This window comes from uncultured Eubacterium sp. (assembly GCF_937958975.1).
Lineage (GTDB): Bacteria > Bacillota > Clostridia > Lachnospirales > Lachnospiraceae > Eubacterium_G.
Genome location: NZ_CALGRE010000044.1, coordinates 25674 through 51181, shown reverse-complemented (window position 1 = coordinate 51181; position 25508 = coordinate 25674). Strand labels below are relative to the sequence as shown.

Genomic DNA, 25508 nt, shown 5'->3' with positions numbered 1-25508 from the left:
CCTCCTTTATTTTAAACCTGCTTGCTTTAAAATTGCATTTTCTGTTCCTTTTGGTAATTCCCTACAATGAAATGGAATTGTAACTTTTCCTTTTTTTATTGGATGAATATAGTGTCTATGTGAACCAACCTGCGCTTTTAGTAACCATCCATCTCTTAAAATAAGCTTTTCAATCTCTTTAGGTTTTTTAGGCATATCTTTCTCCTTTAAGTATATTTTTTAATACGTGTTTTGTCAATACGTGTTTCCTTTCAATATAAAAAAGCACACTTTAAAAAAATGTGCTTATCTCCATCTAAAATTATATATTATTTATTATTTAATTTCAATCCCATCATTTTAGAAACATCATTTGAGTTTAAATTTTACTGCTTTCTTTTTACCAGATATTCTAAATCTAATCATATAACGCTAATTTTTCTTTTAAAGCTTCTTTATTTACATAAAATACTCTTTTGCTGTTTTCCCCTTTCGTATTCTATAAACACTATCTTATATCATTGTAATACCTTTTTTCTTATAATCACTATCTCTAACTTCAATCCTATATCAGATATTTTTCTATCGCTTCCACACATCCATCATTGTCACAATCACTCACAACGGCATCGCATATTTTCTTTACATTATCATTGGCATTTCCCATTGCAATAGATAACCCGGCCTTACTCAAAACGTCTAAATCATTATCTGCGTCTCCCACAGCTATTACATCCTCTAATGAAATTCCTAAATGCTCACATAACTTAATAAGCCCTGTCGCCTTTGTTGTCCCCTCTGCCGATATCTCTAAAGATGTCTCCTCGGCATTAACCAAAATCAATTTCTCATCAGCCAATGCTCTTCTTGTTTTCTCACGCTCTTTTGCACTGCAATGATACATATTTAATTTCATTACTGTAGGTTTTTCATCAGAATAAAATCTATAAATATCCTCCACAACCGTTGAAACATTATGAAACAATGGTATATATCTATCCATCTGAAAATGTTTCATATTTTCCATATTACTTTTCTGTACAATGGATTCTCTCTCTAGCAGGTGAACCATCGCATCCACTTTTTTCGATGCTTCCAATATCTTTTTTACATCACGCTCTGGAATTTTATTTGTAAAAATATTCATATCTTCTTTAATATCATATACAAAGGCCCCGCTTAACCCCACAATATATCTCAATCTTGGTATCTGCTCTATATAATAATTTAATTCTGCAAGACATCTCCCTGTACAGAAAATCACTTCTTTCCCTGCATCAAATGCCATATCAATTGCCCTTAACGTGTTTTTTGAAATCTCTTTACTGGAATTTAGTAACGTTCCATCCATATCCAAAGCTATCATCTTATATTCATTCATTTTTTCTCTTAAACTCCTTTATTACCTCACTGATGGTATTATAATCTCTTTGAAATAATTCCTCACTAATTTGATAGTTCAGCTCGTCTTCAGGTACTTTTAACAAAATCTTTTCCATCACAAAATCTTTACTTTTCTGTTTATACTTTGGCATTTTATTAATTTCTTGTATATGTGCCAGCTCGGGACGCCAGAGAATACTAAGCTTTTTCTTTATTTTCATTTTAGGATTTTTTGCAGGTTCTCTTATAACATAAAAATCCACTTTTCCATGAATCAATTCCACAGAAATAATTCCCCACCATTTAGGAACATGTTCCGACACATGCCTCGCATGTTTTGAACCCACAACTACATAATTAAAATCAAAATATCTATTGTAATCTTTTACCTGTCTCTCTAATCTGGCATATGTGTCAGCATCGCTCTTGATTTCAATGCCCACAATCCCATCAGGCATAACCATTACCACATCTGCCCTTGATTTGGCAATCTGTTTTTCTTCTATTATTCTTATTTTACCATAATTGTCCTCTAAAAATTCAAAAAGAGGTTCTCTTATATCTGCATCATATAACATGGATTTTAACCTCGTTACTCTTCATATCCGATAGCCTCGATACCGCCCTCATCCATCAATGTTACATCATATAGTAAGTCTTTTGCCAGTCCCTGTGCAAAAAACTTTCCATCCTTCATTATTACCACTTTGCTGCACACTTCTTTCGCAAAAGTTAAATCGTGTGTGGCAATCAACATTGTATGGGGCAGTCCTTTCAAAACGTGAATCAAATTTCTTCTTGCCTTCGGGTCCAAAAATGCAGTCGGTTCATCCAAAAGCATAATAGACGGTTTCATTGCAAGAACTGTAGCTAAAGCCGCCATTCTCTTTTCACCCCCGGATAATTTCAAAGCGGTTTTGTCTTTTAAATATTCAATATTCAAAAGTTTCAATCTATCTTCCACTCTATATTTCACTGATACTTCATCTAATCCCATATTTCTCGGTCCAAAAGCTACATCATCATAAATTGTTGCCATAAATAACTGGTCGTCAGGATTCTGAAACAATAACCCCACTTTTTTTCTGATATCCACAACCGTATCTTTTGCCAAAATAATATCTTCCGCCTGCACTTTTCCTGTACTTTCAATAATCCCTTCGACGGCAAGCATCAGACTGGACTTACCTGCCCCATTTGCACCAACCAGTGCAATATGCTCACCATCCCCGACTTCTAAAGAAAAATCTTCCACCGCAATTTTCCCATCAGGGTATTTCACATTTAAACTCTCAATCTTTAACAATTCCGCCTCCTAAATCAAAGCAAATATAATAGAAGAAATACAACCCGTAATTAAAAATATAATATCCCCTGCCTTCATTTTCCGCTTCATATAAACAGCCTTTACACTTCCATATCCTCTGCACTTCATTGCCTGATAAATTCTTTCAGCACGCTCAATACTGCGCAGAAACAAATGTCCTACAAACGGTCCCATATCCCTGATAAGCGGCCACTTATAATTTGGATTTCTCAGACGATAAGACGTGACCATCACCGAAGCTTCCTCGACTAAAACCGATAAATACCTATATATCATTTCTAATAGATTTACAATGATAGCAGGTATATGTGCTCTCATAAGCTGTCCGGTAATCTCCGTAAAATGCGTGGTTGCCACTAAAATCAAAATGGCACTGACACACAAAAAAGTTCTTACAATTAACGTAAAAAAAGAAATCAATCCCGTTGAAATTACAACATTGCCTACAGTCCCCCATTGCGCTGTATCAAATATTAAATTGCTAATACCTGCAAATAAAGTAAACGGTAATGCAATGCTTGTTCTCTTCACAATCATCCCAAATGGTATCTCAGCCAATGCCATTATTACAATAGGATAAAATAGAAAGGGTGCCATAGCAGATAGATGATATCTGCCATGAGCCATAATGCATATAATATACACAATCGTAACGAGCATTTTCGATAAAGGATGTAATTTATGTATCAATGTATTTTTTCTGCTAAGGCTTTCCAGTGAATATACATCATTCAGTTTGCTCCGCATATCTGCCATTTTTTCTTTTCCTCTTAATAAATGTTATTACAAACCCGGCTCCCAATGCCAACACACTTGTTATAATAGCGCCAATCACACCGGATATCCCTGTACCTTTTCCCTGCCCTGCTTTAAAATCATAATCGGGAAGAAAAGACATTTTTTCCTGTATTCCTGACACAACACGATATACAAATCCCTGTGCTTCTAACTCTGTTGTTCCCGCTGTTTTTTCCATAGACCACTCCAATCCATCAGGATTCGAAGATGCATATAAGGAAAGAACACCTCCAACCAATATCGCTAAAGCCGCTAAAATAACCGTCACTTTTCTCATTGAAACTTTTGCATGTAGCTTATGCTTTAAAACAGAAGATTGAATTAATTCCGGTCTCATCTGCCACACAAAAACTAAAACAGCAGCGGTAACCGCCCCCTCACCAAGTCCGATTGCAAAATGTATTGGCTGCATCAAAGACAAAAAAGTCATAAAAGGCAATTGTGTTATCCCTGAAGCTAACGTCTCGATAACAACAAAAAATGCCCCGAGCTGTAACCCTATTACCGGCGCTAGTACAGATGCTGCCGTGAGCTTTCTTTTCGTTATTCCTCTTTTTAAAAACGGTCTAAATACCAATGGATACACAACCAGACAAGGTATTACACCCATATTAAATATATTTGCCCCAAGAGCCAGCAGACCTCCGTCTGCAAAAAACAGGCATTGAATCACTAATACCGCTGATAAAGTAATCAATGCCGGAAATTCTCCAAGCAGAGCCGCCAATAATATGCCTCCACCAATATGTCCACTGGAACCCGTTCCCGGAATTGTAAAATTTATCATTTGTGCCGCGAACACAAACGCTCCGGAAACTGCCATAACAGGAAGTTTCTTCTCTGACATATCTACATCATTTATTTTTTTTGCCGCATAAACCGTTGCCCCCGCACTGGCTGCCCACATCACAGTGCCAACTTCAGGTGACAACAACGCATCTGCCATATGCATAATTTACCTCCTAAATATTACATTATATCATTCTTAAGTTCTATCTCTATTTCCTCTATAGACTTTGACTGTTCCTTTGCAATTCTTTCCAAGTCACTATATTCCATTTTCTCTCTTTTTACTCCATACCCTGTAGACGTCTTTATATGAACCTCGCCGTATTTTGTCTGTAACACACGAATACTTCTATCCAATCCATATCTGTTACATATATACTCTCGGATTCCCAATGTTGTAGTATGTTTCAATAAAATATGTAAAAATTTACTTTTATCTGCTTTTTTACACATACAGGTAAGCATTATTCCCGGACGATTCTTTTTCATTCCCACAGATGTAGTATAAACATCTAACGCTCCCTGCTCAATCATGAGTTCCATCACAAAGCCAATTTTTTCTGCTGTCATATCATCTAAATTGCAACATAATTCCACAATTTCATCCATCTGCTTCTCTGTGATGCCTATCATAGCCCTTACACAGTTTGCAATTTCAAACTCTTTATTTCCCATACCATAACCGACTTTTTCTATCTGCATAACCGGCATACCTGAAAAATCATCCACGAAATGTTTCAGCAACGCCGCACCCGTAGGTGTACATAACTCCCCTTTGACCTCTCCTCCATAAATAGGAACCCCCCTTAAAATATATGCAGTCGCAGGCGCCGGAACCGGTAAAATACCATGCGCACATTTTACATTTCCACTTCCCACATGTACCGGAGAAGCAACAATCCTATCTACTTTTAAGTCGTTTATCAGCAGGCAGACGCCAACCACATCTGCAACTGCATCCATCGTTCCCACCTCATGAAAATGAATCTCTTCCATAGGTTTCCCATGAGCATTACTCTCAGCCGCTGCAATCAGTTGATATACACACAATGCATTCTCTTTCACCCTCTGCGGTATATCTAAATTATGTATTATATGCGAGACATCATAAAGGCTGGTATGATGGTGATGATGTGCATGAGCATGATTGTGTGAATGCTCATTATCATGCATATGTCCATGATGTGCATCCAAACTTTGTTCCTCTTTTCCATCTACAGTAACCTTTATATGCGTTCCTTGAATGCCACATTTCACACTACTTTCTTTTTCTAATTTCACTCCGGGGAGCCCCAACTGATTCATTTTTTCAATAAAATTATCTGCGCTCGGATGCAATTCCAACAATGCTCCCATCAGCATATCGCCTGCTGCTCCCATATTACATTCTAAATATAAAGTTCTCATATATTTCTCCTAACTATATTTAATAGGAATTTCTGTCTTTATTTCAATACTACTTGAAATCCCTTTGTCGCAATGTTATCATAATTATATAAGGAGAAAGCACCCACTCCATAGATGGATGCTCCGAGTTTAGACGAATAATTGTCCTTATGGACGACGCCTACCCTGTGGACCAGACAGGATAGGCGTTTTTATTTTTGCTTGTTTCTCTTATCGAGTAAGGCAAGCAATGCAACAACTAAACTTCCAAAAGATATTAGCAAAGCCAATATCCCTATAAAAATTGAAATAATCTCATAAGCTGTCATTGACACCACCTCCCCTCTTATGTACTCCGATAATTCGGTATTCATAAACTCAGGAGGTTACCACCCTGTCATGGGTACTTTCTGTAACAATATTATACCATCCGCATTACTAATTAACAACTATATATATATTTAGTAATCATTCTTAATGTCAAAAATGATTACAATTTATGATTTATCATGCTTGCCAGATATCCGGCTCCAAAGCCATTATCTATATTTACCACACTCACTCCACTGGCACAGGAATTGAGCATGGATAAAAGTGCCGATACACCGCCAAATGAAGCCCCATATCCCACACTTGTAGGCACTGCAATCACCGGACAATCTGCCAGACCACCGATTACACTTGCCAGCGCTCCCTCCATCCCGGCAATTGCAATAATTACCTGTGCGCTCATCAATTCCTCTGCATGCGCCAGCAGCCTATGTAAACCTGCAACCCCCACATCATATAATCTTACCACTTCATTTCCAAGAACCTCTGCCGTCAGTGCCGCTTCTTCCGCCACAGGCATGTCACTGGTACCACCTGTAGCTACAACTATTTTTCCAATACCATCAGGATGTGGTATATCACCTACAATACCTATTCTGCTCATCTTATCATATTGAAAAACCCCTGCACCATCTGCATGGCTCAAACCTTCTTCCACATGCACTGCTGCTTCTTGACTTATTCTGGTAATCAAAACATTTTTCTGCCCCTTTTGTATAAAAGCCCTTACAATTTCTACAATCTGTTCCGGTGTCTTTCCCGCACCATATATCACCTCAGGCACACCTTGTCTGATACTCCTATGATAGTCCAACTTGGCAAAACCTAAATCTTCAAAAGGTTCTTTTTTTAACTGCAATTCAGCCTCATCCACACTTACCTTGCCCTCTGCCACACAATTCAACAGTTCTTTTAATCTCATTTCTTCCATAATAATTCCTCATTCATACTGCCACTTCTAAAACCTAATATATCAAGAGTTATATAAGAAAACCCCAGATATTTAAAATAATTATAAATTTCCTCTCTAATATTATCTTCCATAAATTTATCAAATTGTTTCGGAAGTATTTCTATACGCGCCATCATCCCATGTATTCGAACTCTGTTTTGCTCAAAACCATGTTCCATCAAAAATTGTTCCGCTCTATCTATCATCTGTAGCTTTTCTTTCGTTATCTTTTCTCCATAGACAAATCTCGAAGCCAAACAGGCCTTGCTTGGTTTTTTCCATGTACTAAGTCCCAACTGTCTTGACAACATTCTTATCTCATCTTTTGACAGCTCTGCTTTCTGTAACGGACTAAATACATTTAATTCATTGATTGCTCTCAGCCCCGGTCTGTAGTCAGATATATCATCCATATTAGAACCTTCTGCTACATTATCAACACCATGTTCCTTTGCAATTTCAATTATTTCATTAAAAATTTTCTTTTTGCAAATATAACATCTGTCAGGAGGATTATCTGCAAAACCATCGATGTTAAGAGGCTCAAACTCACACACACAATATTTTATTCCCTCATTCTCACAAAATCTCTGAGCCTCCGCCAATTCTTCAGAGGGAAAAGCTTTCGCCTTTAACATAATAGCTATTGTATTTTCGTCTAAAACATCATGTGCAACTCTTAATAAAAATGTAGAATCGACTCCTCCGGAAAAGGCAATTGCAACACTCCCTAAATTTCCTAAATACTCCTTTAAACTTTCTAATTTGTCTATTATATCTCTATTCATAAATCCTCACTATAGTTTTCAATATTTTATCAGGAACCCTCACACTTTTGCAACTTTATATTTATTCTAACCAAAACAAACACATGTATCAAATACCTATATTATATACCTAAATATGCTTTCAAAGTATAATAAAATAAAACGATAATAATATTGAAATCACATATCTATTCCACTATAATTATTTTATCACTGATTTTATATATAGAGGGAAACAAAATGAATAATAACGAAAAATGGCTGCAATGGGCTGTTGAACTTCAAAGTCTTGCCCAGGCCGGACTAACATACGGAAAAGATATATATGACAAAGAAAGATATGAGCGGATAAGAGAGATTTCAGCAGAAATGCTTTCATATAAAACAGAAATTTCTATTGAGAAAGTAAAAGAGCTATTTTGCAATGAGACCGGATATCAGACACCGAAACTCGATACCAGAGCCGCTATTTTTGATAATGGAAAGATACTTCTCGTAAAAGAAAACAATGGCAAATGGTCACTGCCTGGCGGTTGGGTTGACATAAATGTATCTGTGAAAGAAAATACTGTGAAAGAAGTCAAAGAAGAGTCAGGATTAGATGTCACGGCTGACAAAATTATTGCGGTTCAGGACAGAGCAAAACATAACCTGCCGGTCTATGCCTACGGCGTATGTAAAATATTTGTCCTTTGTTCTGTCATCGGAGGACACTTTCAGAAAAATATAGAAACAACAGAATTTCGTTATTTTTCTGAAAATGAATTACCTGAACTCGCAACAGAAAAAAATAACGAGGAACAAATACAAATATGTTTTTCTGCATATCGAGATAAAAACTGGCAGACATTATTTGACTAATTTAAAAATCAACTTATGAAAAATAAAGAAGCCGATTCTACAATTGTAAAAGCGACTTCTTTATTTTTATTTTACATTTTCATATATTTTATCTGTCAATTCTTTTATAATTCTATCAATCTCTTCGAGTACACTATCCATTGAAATTTTTTCCTGAATACTCTTATCACGAGTGGATATTTCAACGACACGCTCTTTTAGATTTCTAGGGCTTACAACCACCCGCACCGGAACACCCAAAAGGTCTGCGTCAGCAAACATTGCTCCCGGTCTTGCTTTTCTATCATCATAAATTACTTCAATCCCCTTTTTCTGCAATGTGTTGTAGATATTGTCTGCAAATTCTTTACACTCTGCATCATCAGAACGCAGACAGCAAAGATGTACCTGCCAAGGTGCAATTGTAATCGGCCAGATTGGACCGTAATCGTCATGTCTCACCTCACAGATAGAGGCAGCCATACGTCCTACACCAATTCCATAGCATCCCATAATAGGATGTTGTTCCTCACCATTTTCATCTGTATACTTAAATCCCATAGATTTAGAATATTTTGTACCAAGCTGGAAAATATTACCAACCTCAATACCTCTGGAAACTTTAATAATAGGTTTACCACACTGAGGACAGATACCGCCTTCTGTTATTTTTGCAAGGTCGAGATACTCTGCTTCTCCATAATCTCTCTCAATATTAAATCCTGTATAATGAACATCAACCTTATTTGCACCTGTAGCAAAATAGTCAATTCCCTTAAGAGAATTATCAAATACTACTGTAATCTTATCGGAGAGGCCTACAGGACCGATAAACCCGGCATTTAGTTCACAATCATCAGTAATCACTGCAGGATGAATTTCACATCCGAGTGCATTCGTCAACTTTGTCTCATTAATATCCAAATCTCCACGGATAAATGCAACAATATAACTATCATCTTCATTTCTCTGATATACTACAGCCTTACATGTATTTTCTGCCGGAATTTCAAGAAATGCACAGAGTTCCTCAATAGTTCCCACATTCGGTGTTTGAACCTCTTTCATCTCTTCTATCGGTATCTTATTTTCATTTTTTATAATGCTTTCTGCCGCTTCTACATTTGCACTATATCCGCATTCCGGACATATTGCAATCGAATCCTCGCCAGCTGCTGTAAGTAACATATACTCATGGGAAATACTGCCTCCCATCATACCGGAATCAGATGCCACAACTGTAACTTCCGGGATACCACATCTGGCAAAAATGCGATTATACGCATCATATGCTTTCTGATAATACTGCTCTAAATCTTCCTGAGATGTGTGGAAAGAATAAGCATCCTTCATTGTAAATTCACGGACACGAATTAACCCCGCACGCGGCCTCGCCTCATCACGGAATTTTGTCTGAAATTGATAAATCATAAACGGGTATTTTGCATAACTGTTTGCATATTCTCTTACCAGCTGTACGGATGCCTCCTCATGTGTCATACCAAGTACCATCCTACTTCCGGTTCTGTCAGTAAACCTGAGAAGTTCTGAACCGACGCTTTCATATCTGCCCGATTCTTCCCATAAGCTGCCTGGTAAAGCGACTGGAAATAAAACCTCCTGTCCATCAATTTTATCCATCTCATCTCTGATAATATTTTCTATTTTTTGTGAAATTCTCTTCATTGGGGGGAATTGTGAGTAAATACCATTCGCAACGTTCTTGATGTATCCTCCTCTAACCATTAATGCATGACTGTCAATCAAACAATTCGCCGGTCTTTCCTTAAATCTGTCCCCAACAAGTTTTGATAATTTCATCTTTCTTTCTCCTCTTCCATATGTATTGCCTTCTCTTTTGATGAGCGGCATATCGTAATAATTCTAATACACTTTATATAAAAAAGCAACTTACCGCACAAAATAAATAGGCAAAACGCTCTGTAATCTTTGTTACGTTCTAGTTAATATAAGAAAACTATTAAACACATCTATTTTACCATACCCCCATTGCCTGCTCGGATAAGTTACATCCCGGTCTCTCTGTGCTCCACGGATTAAATAATTTTTAATATATGCAGTTTTCATATATGGCTCATTTGCATCGACAACTCCCCACTCTAACATCTGGGCACAACAGCCTGCAACAAGAGCTGTCCCTACAGAGGTTCCCGTTTTTCTCGTAAATCCACCTGAACCTTCCACTCCCCTGCCGACATCCGGTCCAAAAACATTCACTGACGGCGCCACTAAATCCGGCTTTACATTATTGTCATTTGTAAATCCTCTTCCTGTTCTGGGATAAATGGCATTTGAATTATTGTCAAAACCTCCTACTGTGATTACCCCCTCCGAGCTCGACGGCACTGTCAATGTCATATCCGGGTCAGGCTTTAAAAAATACGTTTCACTATCCATGAATTGTCTCAAATTAGACCAAATATTAAACCGGCCGCTTAAAATAAAGCTTCCATAAACCTTTACAGTCCATATTCCCGGCGATGGATTCACAAACCTCATAAAAATCAGCTCTCCACCATTTCCTGACTCCACAAGTTTATAATCTACATCAATGTATGTTCCCTCCAGCAAAAAATTAACTCTCTCACTCACATCCTTTCTCGCCGGTATTCTCGGAACGCTTTCTCCTAAAGGTGACACAAACGAAACCGAAAATAAATCCGGTGTATTTCCCCACAATTCCAATACAAATCCATTACTGTTTTCACCAACTCTTATTTCTACATCTTCGCTGCTTCCATCCTCCACACTTCCACTGTAATGCAACCTCTCATTTCCTTCATTACCGCTGCAAACTACCACACATTGTCCTACATACTGCCCAAGGGCATCTAAATGCTGCGCCAAAGGTGAACCTCCTGCCCGGTCACCACTTCCACTTCCAAGACCCAAAACTATCACTACAGGCATATCATATTTAATCTTAAGTTCCCGCAGGTATGAAGCTGCAAGCATAATGTCATTCTCCTGATATACAGGCTCTCCATCTTCAATAAGAAAATAATCTTTTAAATAACGCTTCGCAGGTTTCAACTTTACTATAGCAATCAGACTCTCAGGAGCGCTTCCTATAAAATCCTGCTGCTCATTATACTTTCCGCACGCCACTCCTGCCAAAAAAGTCCCATGTCCATTTTCATCATTATGCGGAACAATATTTCTTGGATTATCACTTTGCAGCGCCCTATTAATCGCATCCATATCATATTCACTTCCATATAAGAATCCCTCCGGCGGCTCCCCTGTATTGTCCGTCTGGTCCCAGATACCTATGATTCTTGTCTGACCTGTATTATTCTTAAAAGCATCATTTGTGTAATCAATTCCGGTATCTATAAATCCTACGATAACCCCTCTCCCTGATAACTCAAATCCGGTTTGATTCTGAAGACGAATAGCTCCTGTTGCGGCAACTGCTGTTGTATCCATTAATCCATAGAGCTTTGGTATTGCACCATATGTATAATTTGCGACATTAAAATTTGTTACTAATCTCAGTTCCTGATATAGTGTCACATATCTGTCACTTATAAACTGTGGACAATATTCCCCAAATTTTTCTTCAATTTCACTACTCAAAATACTGTATTCAGCAATAAAGTCCGCATATTCTTCCGACATAATTTTTTCTCTGCAATCCGGCATAATTCATCATCCTTTTATAACAAATGGAGAGAATTATATTCTCTCCATTTGTCTGTCTTTTTTTATTAAATTGTATGCCGGGCAATATCCCATTATGTCGTATTTTCCAATTTAATTATCCCGGCAAACGCATACCGATAACCGGTCCTCCGGTTCCATTGATATATGCCTCCGTAATCTGTACTGTACCAATATGGTCATCCTTTGGAATTTCAAACATGACATCCAGCATAAATTCTTCAATAATAGCCCGAAGTGCTCTGGCTCCTGTCTTCTTTTCCATTGCTTTCCTTGCGATAGTCCTTAAAGCTTCCTCCGTAAACTCTAATTTTACTTCATCTAGCTCTAATAATTTCTGATACTGTTTAATAATTGCATTCTTTGGATTCGTTAAAATTTTTACAAGCATATCTTCTGTCAGTCCGTCCAGCGTAAATACAATCGGCAATCTTCCTAAAAACTCGGGTATCATACCAAACTTTCTCAAATCCTCACCTGTAACATTTTTCATGATGTTCTTATCATGGTCATATTTATCCGTTAAATCTCCCGTAAAACCAATTGCAGCCTGTTTATTTAATCTTTCTTTAATAATATCCTCTAAATCCGGAAATGCTCCACCGCAAATAAATAAGATATTTTTTGTATTCATTGTGGCAAGAGGTACCATTGCATTTTTGCTTGTGGCTCCCACAGGCACTTCTACCTCGCTCCCCTCCAGTAACTTTAGCATTCCCTGCTGCACAGACTCTCCACTGACATCCCTGCTTCTTGAAGTATCTTTCTTTGCGATTTTATCAATCTCATCTATGAAAACAATTCCCGTCTCAGCTCTCTCCACATCATTATCTGCTGCTGCAAGAAGTTTTGACAAAACACTTTCAATATCATCTCCGATATACCCCGCCTCTGTAAGAGAAGTTGCATCGGTAATGGCCAATGGTACATCCAAGAGTTTTGCTAACGTCTTTACAAGATATGTTTTTCCACATCCGGTAGGTCCAATCATAAGCATGTTGGACTTTTCAATCTCAATTTCATCCATTGTATTTGTCGCAACACGTTTATAATGATTGTACACTGCCACAGACATAACCTTCTTTGCATAATCCTGCCCAATTACATAATCGTCTAACTTTTCTTTAATCACATGAGGTGCAGGAATTTTGTTAATATCAAGTACCGGATTTTCTTTATTTTCTTCTACTTTTTTCTTTTTCTTTATTTTCTGCTTATTAGGAACTGTTTTTCTCAAATCCTCAGGTGTCATCATATGAATCCCAGGCATATTAAGGAGATTTTCAAGTTCTTCCTGACTAATATTGACATTCATTCCTATATTCTGAAAACTGTTAAAACTTTTTTGAAGGCAGTCAGTACATACACAGATTCCCCCCGGCATATCTATCATCTTGCCTGCTTTACTTTCCGGCCTTCTACATACATAGCATATCTTTTCATATTCATCATCATCTTTTTTATTGTCATTCATATTTTGTTCCATATTATCTAACTGTTCTTTTTCTAATTCATCCTTAAAGTCACTCATAATAACTCCATTCTTAAAATATTCTTAACTCTGCTTAGTTTAACACATATCTAAAGAAATTGAAACATACAAAAAATGTCACCACCCCCTTTAAAATGGGAAAAGTCCTATGCAATGATAAAACATTGAGCATAGGACTCCTTTTATATTTTGGAATGGAAAAACCTAAATTTAAATTTTTTTAAATTATTTATTCTGCGTATTTACACTTACATCTTTTGCCGTTCCCAATGTAACCGTTACTTCTTTTTGCTTATATTCTCTCCCCTCAGCATAAGCAATTTTTACTTTTACTTTTTCTCCTGCTTTATAGTATGCCATTGCACTCTTTAACGTATCATATGAGGATATCTGCTGACCATCAAACTCTGTGAGAATATCTCCTGCCTGTATTCCTGCTTTATCTGCCGGACCATTTTTTACAGTCTCATAAATATAAACACCGGTTGGCATACCATACATTTCTGAAATCTGTGCAGAAACATCATACTTACTGCTGATACCCAAATATCCCTGTTCTTCTTCGCTTACTTTTGTTCTTGTCTGTTTTGTTTCAAGATTACTAATAATATTCTTTACAGAAGAAATAGGAATTGCAAATCCCATGCCTTCTACACTCGCACTGGTTGTTCCATCAGACGAATATTTTGCAACATTAATTCCAATAACTTCACCCTTTGCATTCAGTAAAGCTCCACCACTGTTACCACCATTGATAGCAGCATCTGTCTGAAGAAGTTTCATCGTCTTTTCTTCGATAGTTACCTCTCTGTCTTTTGCACTGATAACACCTGTTGTTACGGATTGTCCATATCCAAGAGCATTTCCTATCGCAATAACACCCTCTCCTACGCTTACTTTATCTGAATCACCTATAGTCGCCTTTTTAATTGTTTCCAATGTCCCACTCGAGATATCTTTTAGCTTTACTGCCACAACTGCAACATCAGCATTTGCATCTGTCCCTTTAATATATCCATCGACTGCATCTTCTGTTTTCATGCCATCAAACTGTATTTTAAGGCTGTCAGAACCTTCTACAACGTGATTGTTTGTAACAATCAAAAGTTCTGTGTCTGTCTGGTCCACAATAATTCCTGAACCTGCTGCCTCCTGCTCATAAGTCTGATTTCCACCTCTTCCACCACCGAAATATTCATCAAAAATGGAACTGTATCCTTTGGACTCTATTAATGTCTTACTGGTAATAGCAACAACCGATGGCATTGCGTTACTCACAACACCTGAAACGTCTGTAACTGTTACCCCACCACTAGAAGAACCACTGCTGATATTCGTAGAACCAATATCATCATACTTCTCTGTACTTTCTGTTGTTTCTTTATTTGATAACATATTTTTTAAATCTGAACCACCCGAATTTTTCCCAATGATAGTAAAAATGCCAACTATACCGGAAATCATCACTAAAACTGTTGCACAAGCGATAGCAATAATAATAGGCAGCTTGTTTTTATTTTTATTATTTCCATTATTATAGTCATTCATCTGATTATAGTTTTGTCCACCATTGTTATTTGACGAATAATTGTTCTGAGAATAATATCTATTATCAAAATTTTCATATCTGTTTTGGTTTTCAAAACTATTATTATCCTCACTAGAATTATTTTCTGTTTGATTTACTTGTCCATTTGTTTCATCGTTATCTTCCGGATTTATATTAAATCCATTTGTATTTTCATTGTCTATCATGAATATATCTCCTTTCAACAAACTTTACTTGATTTATTTTATAACTAGAGTTTAATGTTTATATGTGATTATTCTGTGTTTTAACTGTTAAAAAGTAAGTAATTTGTGAACGTACTACAGGGCATACAATATTAGTATGCCCTGTGACAATTAAATATGAATCTAATTTAATAAAAATCACTTTTCCCTTTATCATCATAATCATAATTCGTGTCATCCGCTTTCGTTGTCGTATCCGGCTCTGTTGTATTCTGACCGGCCTGTGTAGGATTAAAACCATTAGAATCTGCTGTTATTCCTGTATATCCCGCTACATAATTTTCTACGGACAGCACATTATCTGTTGGCTGATAATTTTCTTCTCCATAAAAGAACTTGTGAAGTTCAGAGACATTATGGGATAATCCCCTTGCGACAACAAAACTTACAGTATCATATGTCCCCGTTGTAAGTTCAGATGGAAATCCCTGACTTCCACTCAACTCAAAATCAAAGATTACTGGTATAAGATTTATAATTTCGTCGAAAGTAAAACTTGTAGATATAATTCGATTCCCATCTGAATTGTCATTCATTACAGCCTGCACCATTCCCTGCAGCTCTGACAATCCCGCTTTTTTTGCTTTCTCTACCAGTTTCATCATAACCAGTCTCTGTCTGGCAGCACGCCCAAAATCATCACTAATTGCATCACCTGTGTCCGGGTCATAAAATGTAGCTTTTCTAATTCTACAATAAGTAGTAGCCTGAAGACCATTCAACTTTATATTTTTTCCACTTTTCTTGACCTGCGGCGTATACTGTCCTGTAGAACTGAGCGTACTCTTTAAATGACGATTTAATTGAGAAAGTTCATCATCCGTCAGGTTAACTGTAATACCTCCCAGCTGATTGATAATTTCTGCAACCCCTGAAAAATTTACAGTCACATAATCCTGAATATCCAAATCCAGATTTTTATTTAATGTATTGATGGCAGCTTCCGGTCCACCTCCTGCATAGGCTGAATTTATCTTAAAATACTTATTTAAATTTCCTTCTTTATCATATATGCCAAGCATGGTATCTCTGTAAACAGAAGCCATTTTTACTTCACCTGTTGTATTATGGATATTGACAATCAATATAGAATCACTATTGGAAGCCTCCACTTCTCCCTCTCTGGAGTCCACTCCAAATAGTACAAATGTCGTATATTCTTCTGAATAATTATATTTTAATTCATTTTTGATTAATTTACTCATATCGAAATTAGAATCAAATACACTTTGTGCATAAGCCTCACTGCCAAACCAGGAAATAATCTTCTGCCCTATCGGTGTAGATGCCATTCCCTTAATTAGTTCAGCTTTCACGTTTGGAACAAATAAAATTATTGCCATTGCAATCAATAATACTCCAAAAATCACTTCAATTGTTGTAATAATTCTTTTCCATATTTTTATTGTTTTCAACTGCTTTTCCGGTGTCTTTATCTTCTTAGAACTCATGGTTTTCTCCAATCATGTTTATTGCTTATCTGTATCCGTTCGGATTGTTTTTCTGCCAATTCCATGAATCTTCACACATTTCTTTGATTCCATTTTTGGCTTCCCATCCCAACTCTTTTTTTGCCAATGCCGGGTCCGCATAACATTCGGCAATATCTCCGGCTCTTCTTTCTGCAATCACATAAGGAATATCTTTTCCAACCGCCTTGCTTACATTGTTGATAACATCAAGGACACTATATCCTTTTCCTGTTCCCAGATTATAAATCTTTACTCCCGGATTTTCTTCGATTTTCTTTATTGCCTTGACATGTCCAACTGCCAAATCAACAACATGAATATAATCTCTGACACCTGTTCCATCCGGTGTAGAATAATCATTACCAAATACGTTTACCTTTGGAAGTTGTCCAATAGCAACCTTCATGACATAAGGCATTAAATTATTCGGTATGCCATTAGGGTCTTCTCCCATCACCCCACTCTTGTGTGCCCCAATCGGGTTAAAGTAACGAAGTAAAATAACATTCCATTCGTTGTCAGCCTTCTGTATGTCCATTAACATCTGCTCTAACATTGACTTTGTCCATCCATATGGATTAGTACATTGACCTTTTGGACATTCTTCTGTAATCGGAACAGTCTCAGGGTCACCATAAACAGTTGCAGAGGAACTAAATATAATATTTTTTACATTATATTCACGCATCACTTCACACATAGAAAGAGTTCCTGATATATTGTTTTTATAATATTCCAAAGGCTTTTCAACAGATTCTCCAACCGCTTTCAGTCCCGCAAAATGAATGACGCCAAATATATTATTCTCCTCAAAAATTTTGCTCATAGCTGTCTTATCTGCGATGTCAGCCTCATAAAACTTTACGCCTTTTCCTGTTATTTTCTCTACTCTCTTTAATGACTCTTTTGACGAATTGCACAGATTATCAACAACGACCACATCATATCCTGACTCTAATAATTCAACACATGTATGGCTGCCGATATAACCTGCTCCACCTGTTACTAAAATGGTACTCATAATGCATTCCTCCTAAATATAATTACTTTTTCTTTTTCTTAATTTTAACCTTAACCGTGATGTTATTCAACAATACCGTTCCATCCGGAACGACAACAGATACATCAACCGTTTCTGTTCCCTCTTTATAATTTTTTATATCAATACTTGCACGAATATCCTTTGAAGAAATATTCTTCATGATTTTATCTTCACCCTGCAGTTGTGCAGAGACTGACTTATTACTGAATGTCACTTCATAGTCACGATTCAAATCTTCTATTACAATATCATCTGTATCAATAGTAAATTTCTTTGTTACGAGCTTATTAATTTGAATCCGGACTTCAATCAGACTATCTCCGCGAACAGAAACACCCTCGGGAAGATATTTTTTTATATCAATCTTTTCTAAGGTATCCTTTGCTTTATCGGTAATATCTATAGTATCCGCAACTATAATAGATTCAATGCCATCAATCTGCTCTTTTTTTCCAATCAATATTACATTTTCCGGCTTAGTCTCAACTGATTCCACATGATATCCACTCAAAGGCGAGCTAATATTATTAACAACAATTGGAACTTCCTTCTCTTTCAAAACTATTACAGAAACCTTTATAGTCTTTGCTGAAATTGTGATGTCATTTGATTTCACCTGTCTTCCATGTTTATCATATAAGACAATGGCACTTTTTTTCGTGAAATCATCAGTCTCGCCATCTACATCACACTGTGCAACAACCCTGTCGATTCTGTCAAGTATCGATTCCGGCGCCTCAATCGTAACATTGTTTCTGGATAAAGTATAATCACCTGTGACATATCCCTCTGCAACATTTCCAATATACTCAGCCTGTATGGAAAAGGTCTGCTTTTTAATTTCCTCCACACCAATCTCTAATGTCTGAATGGATTGTTTTTCTATTGTCACCTTTCTTCCTATAGAATTTTGTTTTGCAACGATTTCCACCGGCACAGAATTAACTTTTGACAATTCCTTTAAAGATGCTGTTGCCTTGAAATCATCTGCCGAGAGCCTGCTTACTATAGAACGTTTTCCTGATACAGTAATATTCACGCTTGCATCTCTATCTACATTATAAACCATATTCATATCGGTTATGGCATTCTCATGCGTAATTGTTATAGGAATATTATATATTACTATAGTTTTTTCGGGGTCGCTTATATTTACAACTGTAAGCCAGATAAGCGTAGCAATAATAACCGCAATAATCTTAATCCCTACGTTGTTTGTAAGCGATGCCTTAATTTTCATCATGGCTTTTTTCATTGCGGTTCCTTCCTTTCCAAAACCTCTTTTTAGGTTTTACTTCTTCCTTTGCCTGTGCTTTTGTCAATTCATTTTTTAAAATTGCAGCATCGGCATATCGAATTAGTTTTCCTTCTCTGGCAATAGAAATACTTCCCGTCTCTTCTGATACTATAATTATAATACTGTCTGTCACCTCGCTTAAACCAAGCCCCGCTCTATGCCTCGTACCCAGTTCTTTGCTCAAAGACGTACTGTCCGACAACGGTATATAACATGTGGCTGAGATAATCTCATCCCCCTCAATAATTACAGCACCATCATGTAACGGTGTATTTTTTTCAAAAATATTAATCAACAGCTGGCTTGTAATCTTGGCATCCAACCTAATTCCTGTTTCAATATACTGCCCCAAATCATGCTCCTGTGAAATAACCATAAGCGCTCCTGTCTTAGCTTTTGCCATTTCAAGTGTCGCTCTGGTGATTTCTTCAACTGACTTATCACTAAATCTCTCGTTGGACAAACTGCTTCCAATTTTCATTACCTTATATAATACATTTTTCTTTCCAAGCTCCTCCAAAGCTCTTCTAAGCTCCGGCTGAAATATAATTACAAGAGCAATAATTCCTGCGCTTAGTGTTTTGTTTATAATCCATAAAAGAGTCGTCAGGTGAAACAGCGATGCGACAACCATAAATAGAACAAGAACAAGAATACCTCTAAGCAAAACCCATGCTCTGCTCTTTTTGAACCAGAGTATAATATAATAAATCAATACAGCGATAACTATAATCTCAATAAAATCACTCATATAGATATCCGGTATTGTCAAATATTTCTCTATGAAATTTTGAATATAGTTTAATACGGTGCTCATCCTGACTCTCCTTTCTTCTTACTATTTTAATTTATACGAAACAGATTTACGATTTATTTCAATAATTTATATTATTTTCTTTTTGCCTGAACTTTTCTTCTTCTCTGGGCGTTTATTCTTTTCACATTCATTTCCGGTGCTGTCACATTAATTTTTGGTACAGCTTTTACATAATAATAATATTCATCATCTTCAAACTGTGTATGCTCTGTCCTGGAGTAATCAACTGAAAATACAAAAAACTGCAATATAGCTGATATTATTATTGACAGTACCGTGCCTATAATAATCCATAAAATTGAATTTTCTGTGTTCAAAATCATACTTCCAACAATTGTAATAACTAAATCTACAATTCCGCCAACTATAATAGCAATCGACCATGCATTATTTACAGAAGAACGTCTGATAATATATACAACAATAATCGTTACGGCAAATGCAACCACCGTCAAAACCATTCCTTTATTATTACTCATCATATTAATAATGGAATTTATGCTCGCAGCACTGGTTCCCCCACCTGAAATATTAGATATGGCAGTATCATTTTCGCTTATTACATAAATCATATAATATATTATTGTTCCAAAGCTGACAGAAACAATTGCCGTCGGAGTACAGATAAGTCCAACTATAATTGGCACAACATACGGTATTTTAAGAAAGAAAGCTAATGGTATCATTACCAATAAAACTCCCTGTCTCGGTGTAAACCGAAAGAAAAATAAAAACATAATCAACATAACAACGAGCATTAATAAGGCAAGCTCCATCGATAAAGAAAATACATTTGCAATAATAACTGCCGCAAGACATAATGTAATGACTCCCCAAGGTAAAAAGGCAAAGATTATTGAAATAACAATAATAAACGGCCATGTATTAATATATCCCATATATCCTATATTGTTTTTTATGAGAAACATCGCTACAAAAGCAGCGAGAAACTTTATAATCGGTCTCAAAAACATTTCATGCTCTGCATAAAAATTCTTTAATTTTTCCTTAAATTCTATTAAACCTGTCATTATTCTTCCTCGCCTCCCTCTTCTTCCAGCTCATCAATAATAGCATCATACTCTAATTCCTGTATCCTATGTAGTGTCTTCAAATCGCCATTATATTCTTTAAGATTTTTTCTTATTGTTCTAAACCTATGCGAATAAAATGCATAGCTAAAAATCATATAAATTATTGTTACTATAACATATATGAGGATAATAATAACGATAAAACCAGTAAATCTTCCAAGAGTTGTCATATTTGCCAGAACCTGGTCTGAACTGTACATAAACCATACTCCAAGACATAACAGATATCCTATGGTCACACTGATAAATGACCCTAGCATTTTTAACAACATGTAATCACTCTTAAAATACTTACCCGTCTTGATTTCTTTTTTCTGATTTTTCTGCTCGTATAATGACAGCTTTGTCATTAGTATAATCTTTTCATTATTAAGCATATAAATCTCCTATTTTTCATATAAAAAGTTCCAGGGTACAAATTCCCATAATTATTTATTATTCTATCATAACCCACTTCCCCTTGCAATGTAATAAAAATAAAAAGGCATTATGCCTAAAGCACAATACCTTTTTTACTATAATAAATAATTTATTTCTGTGTAGGGTCTAATACCTTTCCCATAAACATAATTTCATTTGTCTTATTGTTTTTTATTACATAAGCAAATGGTCTGTTTAGATTCACCGTCTTAACTTTAGTTTTTCCTCCCAGTGCAGATGTTGCCTTGACCGTTGTTATCGTGACCGCTGCTGCTTTTGTTCCATCTTCATCCATAATAATCCTACAGGACTGTAATATATCACTGACATAGATACTGGCATTCGTCTTGCAAAACATATTTTTCAACGGATTTATTTGTGCATCAAAAATATATTTTACATCTGTTTTTTGAAGCGGCTCGCTTAAAGAATCCTTCCAACTGTACTCAAACTTTGGAAGATAAATATATACTTTATATTTATTTGTCTTCCTTTTTAAAAAGTCATTGAGATTCAGTTGAGAAAGTTTGAAATCCCCTTTTTTCTTTGGGAGAACAGCCACAAACGAGTATTCTTCATTTTTTCCATATGTCTTTTCAAAACCGGTCGCATACTTATTTTCGTAATAATCCCACACTGTATCTTCCATCATATCAACTCTGACCTTTTTATTATCTGCTTTTGTAAACACTTCCGGAGAGGTCAGCTCATGTTTGAAAGGCTCCGTCCATTTGCCTTTAAACAAAAGAGTATTTATCAAATAAGCATACTCATCTCTTCCAATTTCCTCTATAATTTTTTTAATCATTCCATCCGTATTATCACATACCCATTGGTTTATTTTTGGAACCAATTCCGCATTAAATTTTTCTTTATTTATATCTGCATAATAACAGTTTTTTAACATTTTCTCATACTGAGGCTCTATTGTAAGACTATCCCGATACCAGAAACTATTGGCAATATGAAACATGCTGTCTTTCTTTGTGGCATCCATCTGTCTTTTTAAATCATTGTTTAATTCTTTTACAGACGTATCTAAGTATCTTTCAATCCCCTTTCTGGCAGTTGTGTCTGCCCCATTGGCAGCCATTGCCAATGCATATTTGAGAGAGAGAGGACTAACGATAATATTTTTTCCGTCATACAAACTGTCTAACATGCTTTGTCCGATTTTGGTTCCCTTTAAAGCAGGCAGGGCAATATAACTTGTATTTTTCTTCTTTTTTACGTTAATTTTACACTTATACTTCTTTCCTTTTACCTTCGCAGTAATGATAACTCTGCCTTTCTTTTTTGCCTTAACAATACCTTTTTTCACTGTAGCTACTTTTTTATTTGAGCTTGACCATTTTACCTTTTTAGCCTTTATCCCTTTTATTTTTAATTTTAATTTTTTTCCTACATACATAGTAGCTTTCTTTTTATTAATTCTGATTTTGGCTTTTGATTTTGGGGCATTGACTCGTATACCCGTAATTTTATTATTTAAATTATTTTCTGCATTTGCCGGCATTATGCACAGACTTGCGGCAATTAACGCCAATGTCATTATTATAACAAGAACCTTTTTCATTTTATTTCCTCCTTTTAAATCTTCGTTTTCCCGACACATAGACCTTCGTTTGTTTCTTTTGCTTTTTATGGTAGACCGTGATTTCCACTTTCATCCTATAAGTTCCACTCTTTCTCAACTGAAACTTTTTATTGGCATAAGCTATGTTACTTTTTTTAACTACCTTATATTTTTTATATGTAACCCACTTTTTCCCATGTTTCCTCTGAATCTTTATTTTCATTTTTGTTTTTATGGCAGTTTCATAATCATTTTCTGAAAATACTACAGCTGAAACATTTCCATGTTTATCAATACAAAAATCACTATTTAATAAAATATGGGTAGCTTTTAAATATACAATTTCTTTCCCTTTTGTAATCACCTCATTTTTTGAAGGAGAAGTACAGGCTATATTTTTATCCACAGTTCCTGTGGCTTCTTCCGTATTACCGGTTTCTAAAATATTAAATTCTTTCGATTGAAAATAATATTTCCCCTGTGTTTTATAAACCACCTTGATATGATATTTCCCGGAAATTAATTCATTCCTGTTTATTTTATAAGTGTCACTAAGCAAAATACTGTCATACACCTTCTTTGCAGGCTCTATCGAAATATTTCTTTTTACGGATGCATTTTTCTTTCGCTCTAATTCAATCCACTCTCCATCAATCTGTCTCTCGACAACAACCTTTTTTACCCTGATTTTCTGGTCAGATTGATTTCTAATTCTAAAAACAGGCTCCCTCAAATTTTTATCTATCTTAGTGTTTTCCAAATGTACACTTACTTTCGGAATCTTCACCTGCGCCTTTGCTGAATTTATATTTGTCATCAGCAGTAAACAAATGATTATAAAAATATAAAGGATTTTAAAATGTATTTTGAAAAGTCTCGTTTCATATACTGTCATCTATTGTTCCTCCAAATTTTTAACAATCTCTATCGCAGTCTTTTTATCGGCATCCTGTCCCTGTATTTCTACTATATGATAATACTTTACATCTGCAAAGAAAGCTGTAATGTTATTCTCTCCGGAAACAAATGTGACTTCCCTTGTCCCTATTATTTCTGTTTCACTTTTTCCTTTTGCAATATTAATATCGGCTGACTTCGTGACCGGACTTTCTGTATATGTTATTGTTCCATAATCAGATTGCAATATCTGTACGACAAGCTCATCTGTTGAATAAAACTCCTGCTGCGAGTATCCCTCCGGAATACTTCCAATTTTTAAATGAATACTTTCACTCTCTTTGTTTTTGGCTACTTCCTGTTTTTCAGAAACGCTCTCCTTATTATCACGAAATCTTATATTTATCATATCTCCGGTGGAATCTACAACGACCTCCCACAAATTTATGTGAAGTGCCTGAATAGATATGGTATTGACAATCAGAATACATATAATTACGGCAACAGCTTCCGTAACATATCTTGTACAGATTTCTAACCATCTCTTTCCGTTAAATGTATGATTTGCCCGAATCAGATGTCTCATTTTCCGTTCAAATCTTCCTGAAAAGTTATGCGCTTCTACTATATCCGGCAACTCATCCATAAAAATATCATTATTCATCTTCAGTGCCTGAATGAATATGCTGTCACAAGTATTATCCATAAATGATTTCACTAAAATATTCTTATTCATTTTCACTGGTTATCCTCCTCCAAAATTTGTGAAAGCATTTTCCTGCCATTTAGCAGCTGCTGCCTGACATTGGTCTCACTAAGACCGGTAATCTCTGCTATCTCTTTTCCTGAATATCCTAAGACATATTTTAAAGTCAACAATGATGAAAACTTATACGGTAACTGTTCTATTGCATTTTGAACCTCATTTACTAATTTGTCGCTGTTTTCCTTTTTTAAGCTGCTAAGGTCTACGCTAAAGTCCTCGTCCCTTTTTTTCTTTTTGTTATATATCTTCATAGCTTCACGTTTCGTAATGATGGCAACAAAATTTTTTGTTTCTTTACTTAAAATATCATCTATCTTGTCCATATTCCTTGCAATTCTCAAAAAGGCCTCCTGCACTGCATCTTCTGAATCTCTCTCATCCTGCAATACCTGAAAAGCTATGTAATACATTAAATTTTTGAAACCATAATAAATTTTCTCAAACCTTGTCTTCTCATTCTCCTCATCGATAAGTGATAAATATAGCGCTATCATCTTTTCCTCCAAAGCGTTTCTTTTGCTTCTACTTTTATTAATCCTGCTTTTTATTAAAATGTTATTTAATTTAATATTATTGTTAAATAAAAACAAAAAATCTCTAACCGAA

At 35.8% G+C, this 25508-nt stretch carries 25 protein-coding genes; 1 reads left to right on the top strand and 24 read right to left on the bottom strand.

Annotation, left to right across the window (positions count from 1 at the left end):
* Positions 1-6: 6 nt before the first annotated feature.
* The 10 genes from Q5O86_RS07830 to larE form a co-directional block, all read right to left on the bottom strand.
* Complete coding sequence (locus Q5O86_RS07830; protein ID WP_302626583.1) at positions 7-195, bottom strand: type II toxin-antitoxin system HicA family toxin; 189 nt, start codon at positions 193-195, stop codon at positions 7-9.
* A gap of 349 nt (positions 196-544) precedes the next feature.
* Complete coding sequence (locus Q5O86_RS07825) at positions 545-1360, bottom strand: Cof-type HAD-IIB family hydrolase (RefSeq protein WP_302626582.1); 816 nt, start codon at positions 1358-1360, stop codon at positions 545-547.
* Positions 1353-1940, bottom strand: coding sequence for a sce7726 family protein (locus Q5O86_RS07820; RefSeq protein ID WP_302626581.1), 588 nt, complete (start codon positions 1938-1940; stop codon positions 1353-1355). Before Q5O86_RS07820 ends, Q5O86_RS07825 begins: the two co-directional genes overlap by 8 nt.
* Before the next feature lie 14 nt (positions 1941-1954).
* The gene (locus Q5O86_RS07815; protein WP_302626580.1) at positions 1955-2668 is read right to left on the bottom strand and encodes an energy-coupling factor ABC transporter ATP-binding protein; all 714 of its coding nucleotides are present in this window, start codon (positions 2666-2668) and stop codon (positions 1955-1957) included.
* A gap of 9 nt (positions 2669-2677) precedes the next feature.
* Entirely contained in the window at positions 2678-3445 is a 768-nt protein-coding gene (gene cbiQ / locus Q5O86_RS07810; RefSeq protein ID WP_302626579.1) for a cobalt ECF transporter T component CbiQ, read from the bottom strand.
* Positions 3417-4439: an energy-coupling factor ABC transporter permease gene (locus Q5O86_RS07805; protein WP_302626578.1), complete on the bottom strand. Its 1023-nt coding sequence runs from the start codon at positions 4437-4439 to the stop codon at positions 3417-3419. Before Q5O86_RS07805 ends, cbiQ begins: the two co-directional genes overlap by 29 nt.
* A 17-nt stretch (positions 4440-4456) precedes the next feature.
* Complete coding sequence (gene larC, locus Q5O86_RS07800) at positions 4457-5683, bottom strand: nickel pincer cofactor biosynthesis protein LarC (protein ID WP_302626577.1); 1227 nt, start codon at positions 5681-5683, stop codon at positions 4457-4459.
* A 191-nt stretch (positions 5684-5874) separates the two neighbouring features.
* A complete protein-coding gene (locus tag Q5O86_RS10925) occupies positions 5875-5991 on the bottom strand; it encodes a putative holin-like toxin (RefSeq protein WP_368074756.1) in 117 nt (38 codons plus the stop codon).
* A gap of 161 nt (positions 5992-6152) precedes the next feature.
* Positions 6153-6923 carry a nickel pincer cofactor biosynthesis protein LarB gene (gene larB, locus Q5O86_RS07795; protein WP_302626576.1) on the bottom strand — a complete coding sequence of 257 codons (771 nt, stop codon included), beginning with the start codon at positions 6921-6923 and terminating at the stop codon, positions 6153-6155.
* Positions 6911-7732, bottom strand: coding sequence for an ATP-dependent sacrificial sulfur transferase LarE (larE, locus tag Q5O86_RS07790; RefSeq protein ID WP_302626575.1), 822 nt, complete (start codon positions 7730-7732; stop codon positions 6911-6913). Before larE ends, larB begins: the two co-directional genes overlap by 13 nt.
* A 219-nt stretch (positions 7733-7951) precedes the next feature.
* On the opposite strand from larE, the gene Q5O86_RS07785 reads away from it, so the two are divergent.
* Complete coding sequence (locus Q5O86_RS07785) at positions 7952-8572, top strand: NUDIX hydrolase (RefSeq protein ID WP_302626574.1); 621 nt, start codon at positions 7952-7954, stop codon at positions 8570-8572.
* 66 nt (positions 8573-8638) lie between these two features.
* Here Q5O86_RS07785 and Q5O86_RS07780 read toward each other — a convergent pair whose 3' ends face one another.
* The 14 genes from Q5O86_RS07780 to Q5O86_RS07715 form a co-directional block, all read right to left on the bottom strand.
* Entirely contained in the window at positions 8639-10372 is a 1734-nt protein-coding gene (locus Q5O86_RS07780) for a proline--tRNA ligase (protein WP_302626573.1), read from the bottom strand.
* A 132-nt stretch (positions 10373-10504) separates the two neighbouring features.
* Positions 10505-12217 (bottom strand): S8 family peptidase, encoded by a 1713-nt coding sequence (locus Q5O86_RS07775; RefSeq protein ID WP_302626572.1) that lies wholly within the window; start codon positions 12215-12217, stop codon positions 10505-10507.
* Positions 12218-12332: 115 nt separating this feature from the next.
* Entirely contained in the window at positions 12333-13721 is a 1389-nt protein-coding gene (gene clpX / locus Q5O86_RS07770; RefSeq protein WP_368074757.1) for an ATP-dependent Clp protease ATP-binding subunit ClpX, read from the bottom strand.
* A 231-nt stretch (positions 13722-13952) separates the two neighbouring features.
* Positions 13953-15482, bottom strand: a complete 1530-nt coding sequence (locus Q5O86_RS07765; protein WP_302626570.1) for a S1C family serine protease — start codon at positions 15480-15482, stop codon at positions 13953-13955.
* A gap of 167 nt (positions 15483-15649) precedes the next feature.
* Positions 15650-16972, bottom strand: a complete 1323-nt coding sequence (locus Q5O86_RS07760) for an LCP family protein (protein WP_302626569.1) — start codon at positions 16970-16972, stop codon at positions 15650-15652.
* Between the two features lie 25 nt (positions 16973-16997).
* Positions 16998-18014, bottom strand: a complete 1017-nt coding sequence (galE, locus tag Q5O86_RS07755; RefSeq protein WP_302626568.1) for a UDP-glucose 4-epimerase GalE — start codon at positions 18012-18014, stop codon at positions 16998-17000.
* Positions 18015-18036: 22 nt separating this feature from the next.
* Positions 18037-19290, bottom strand: a complete 1254-nt coding sequence (locus tag Q5O86_RS07750; RefSeq protein WP_302626567.1) for a YbbR-like domain-containing protein — start codon at positions 19288-19290, stop codon at positions 18037-18039.
* Positions 19265-20149 carry a diadenylate cyclase CdaA gene (gene cdaA, locus Q5O86_RS07745; RefSeq protein ID WP_302626566.1) on the bottom strand — a complete coding sequence of 295 codons (885 nt, stop codon included), beginning with the start codon at positions 20147-20149 and terminating at the stop codon, positions 19265-19267. Before cdaA ends, Q5O86_RS07750 begins: the two co-directional genes overlap by 26 nt.
* A gap of 71 nt (positions 20150-20220) precedes the next feature.
* Positions 20221-21180 (bottom strand): hypothetical protein, encoded by a 960-nt coding sequence (locus Q5O86_RS07740; RefSeq protein ID WP_302626565.1) that lies wholly within the window; start codon positions 21178-21180, stop codon positions 20221-20223.
* On the bottom strand, positions 21180-21620 hold the full coding sequence (locus Q5O86_RS07735) for a hypothetical protein (protein WP_302626564.1): 441 nt from the start codon (positions 21618-21620) through the stop codon (positions 21180-21182). Before Q5O86_RS07735 ends, Q5O86_RS07740 begins: the two co-directional genes overlap by 1 nt.
* A 152-nt stretch (positions 21621-21772) precedes the next feature.
* Positions 21773-23239 (bottom strand): serpin family protein, encoded by a 1467-nt coding sequence (locus tag Q5O86_RS07730; RefSeq protein WP_302626563.1) that lies wholly within the window; start codon positions 23237-23239, stop codon positions 21773-21775.
* A 1-nt stretch (position 23240) separates the two neighbouring features.
* Positions 23241-24134 (bottom strand): hypothetical protein, encoded by an 894-nt coding sequence (locus Q5O86_RS07725; protein ID WP_302626562.1) that lies wholly within the window; start codon positions 24132-24134, stop codon positions 23241-23243.
* A complete protein-coding gene (locus tag Q5O86_RS07720; RefSeq protein ID WP_302626561.1) occupies positions 24135-24872 on the bottom strand; it encodes a hypothetical protein in 738 nt (245 codons plus the stop codon).
* 2 nt (positions 24873-24874) lie between these two features.
* A complete protein-coding gene (locus Q5O86_RS07715) occupies positions 24875-25396 on the bottom strand; it encodes an RNA polymerase sigma factor (protein ID WP_302626560.1) in 522 nt (173 codons plus the stop codon).
* Positions 25397-25508: the final 112 nt, after the last annotated feature.

Excerpts from the sequence above, each read along its gene's own strand:
- Q5O86_RS07830 (WP_302626583.1), bottom strand. The coding sequence starts at position 195 with ATGCCTAAAAAACCTAAAGAGATTGAAAAGCTTATTTTAAGAGATGGA.
- Q5O86_RS07825 (WP_302626582.1), bottom strand. The coding sequence starts at position 1,360 with ATGAATGAATATAAGATGATAGCTTTGGATATGGATGGAACGTTACTA.
- Q5O86_RS07820 (WP_302626581.1), bottom strand. The coding sequence starts at position 1,940 with ATGTTATATGATGCAGATATAAGAGAACCTCTTTTTGAATTTTTAGAG.
- cbiQ (WP_302626579.1), bottom strand. The coding sequence starts at position 3,445 with ATGGCAGATATGCGGAGCAAACTGAATGATGTATATTCACTGGAAAGC.
- Q5O86_RS07805 (WP_302626578.1), bottom strand. The coding sequence starts at position 4,439 with ATGCATATGGCAGATGCGTTGTTGTCACCTGAAGTTGGCACTGTGATG.
- larC (WP_302626577.1), bottom strand. The coding sequence starts at position 5,683 with ATGAGAACTTTATATTTAGAATGTAATATGGGAGCAGCAGGCGATATG.
- Q5O86_RS10925 (WP_368074756.1), bottom strand. The coding sequence starts at position 5,991 with ATGACAGCTTATGAGATTATTTCAATTTTTATAGGGATATTGGCTTTG.
- larB (WP_302626576.1), bottom strand. The coding sequence starts at position 6,923 with ATGGAAGAAATGAGATTAAAAGAACTGTTGAATTGTGTGGCAGAGGGC.
- larE (WP_302626575.1), bottom strand. The coding sequence starts at position 7,732 with ATGAATAGAGATATAATAGACAAATTAGAAAGTTTAAAGGAGTATTTA.
- Q5O86_RS07785 (WP_302626574.1), top strand. The coding sequence starts at position 7,952 with ATGAATAATAACGAAAAATGGCTGCAATGGGCTGTTGAACTTCAAAGT.
- Q5O86_RS07780 (WP_302626573.1), bottom strand. The coding sequence starts at position 10,372 with ATGAAATTATCAAAACTTGTTGGGGACAGATTTAAGGAAAGACCGGCG.
- Q5O86_RS07775 (WP_302626572.1), bottom strand. The coding sequence starts at position 12,217 with ATGCCGGATTGCAGAGAAAAAATTATGTCGGAAGAATATGCGGACTTT.
- clpX (WP_368074757.1), bottom strand. The coding sequence starts at position 13,721 with ATGGAACAAAATATGAATGACAATAAAAAAGATGATGATGAATATGAA.
- Q5O86_RS07765 (WP_302626570.1), bottom strand. The coding sequence starts at position 15,482 with ATGATAGACAATGAAAATACAAATGGATTTAATATAAATCCGGAAGAT.
- Q5O86_RS07760 (WP_302626569.1), bottom strand. The coding sequence starts at position 16,972 with ATGAGTTCTAAGAAGATAAAGACACCGGAAAAGCAGTTGAAAACAATA.
- galE (WP_302626568.1), bottom strand. The coding sequence starts at position 18,014 with ATGAGTACCATTTTAGTAACAGGTGGAGCAGGTTATATCGGCAGCCAT.
- Q5O86_RS07750 (WP_302626567.1), bottom strand. The coding sequence starts at position 19,290 with ATGAAAAAAGCCATGATGAAAATTAAGGCATCGCTTACAAACAACGTA.
- cdaA (WP_302626566.1), bottom strand. The coding sequence starts at position 20,149 with ATGAGCACCGTATTAAACTATATTCAAAATTTCATAGAGAAATATTTG.
- Q5O86_RS07740 (WP_302626565.1), bottom strand. The coding sequence starts at position 21,180 with ATGACAGGTTTAATAGAATTTAAGGAAAAATTAAAGAATTTTTATGCA.
- Q5O86_RS07735 (WP_302626564.1), bottom strand. The coding sequence starts at position 21,620 with ATGCTTAATAATGAAAAGATTATACTAATGACAAAGCTGTCATTATAC.
- Q5O86_RS07730 (WP_302626563.1), bottom strand. The coding sequence starts at position 23,239 with ATGAAAAAGGTTCTTGTTATAATAATGACATTGGCGTTAATTGCCGCA.
- Q5O86_RS07725 (WP_302626562.1), bottom strand. The coding sequence starts at position 24,134 with ATGACAGTATATGAAACGAGACTTTTCAAAATACATTTTAAAATCCTT.
- Q5O86_RS07720 (WP_302626561.1), bottom strand. The coding sequence starts at position 24,872 with ATGAATAAGAATATTTTAGTGAAATCATTTATGGATAATACTTGTGAC.
- Q5O86_RS07715 (WP_302626560.1), bottom strand. The coding sequence starts at position 25,396 with ATGATAGCGCTATATTTATCACTTATCGATGAGGAGAATGAGAAGACA.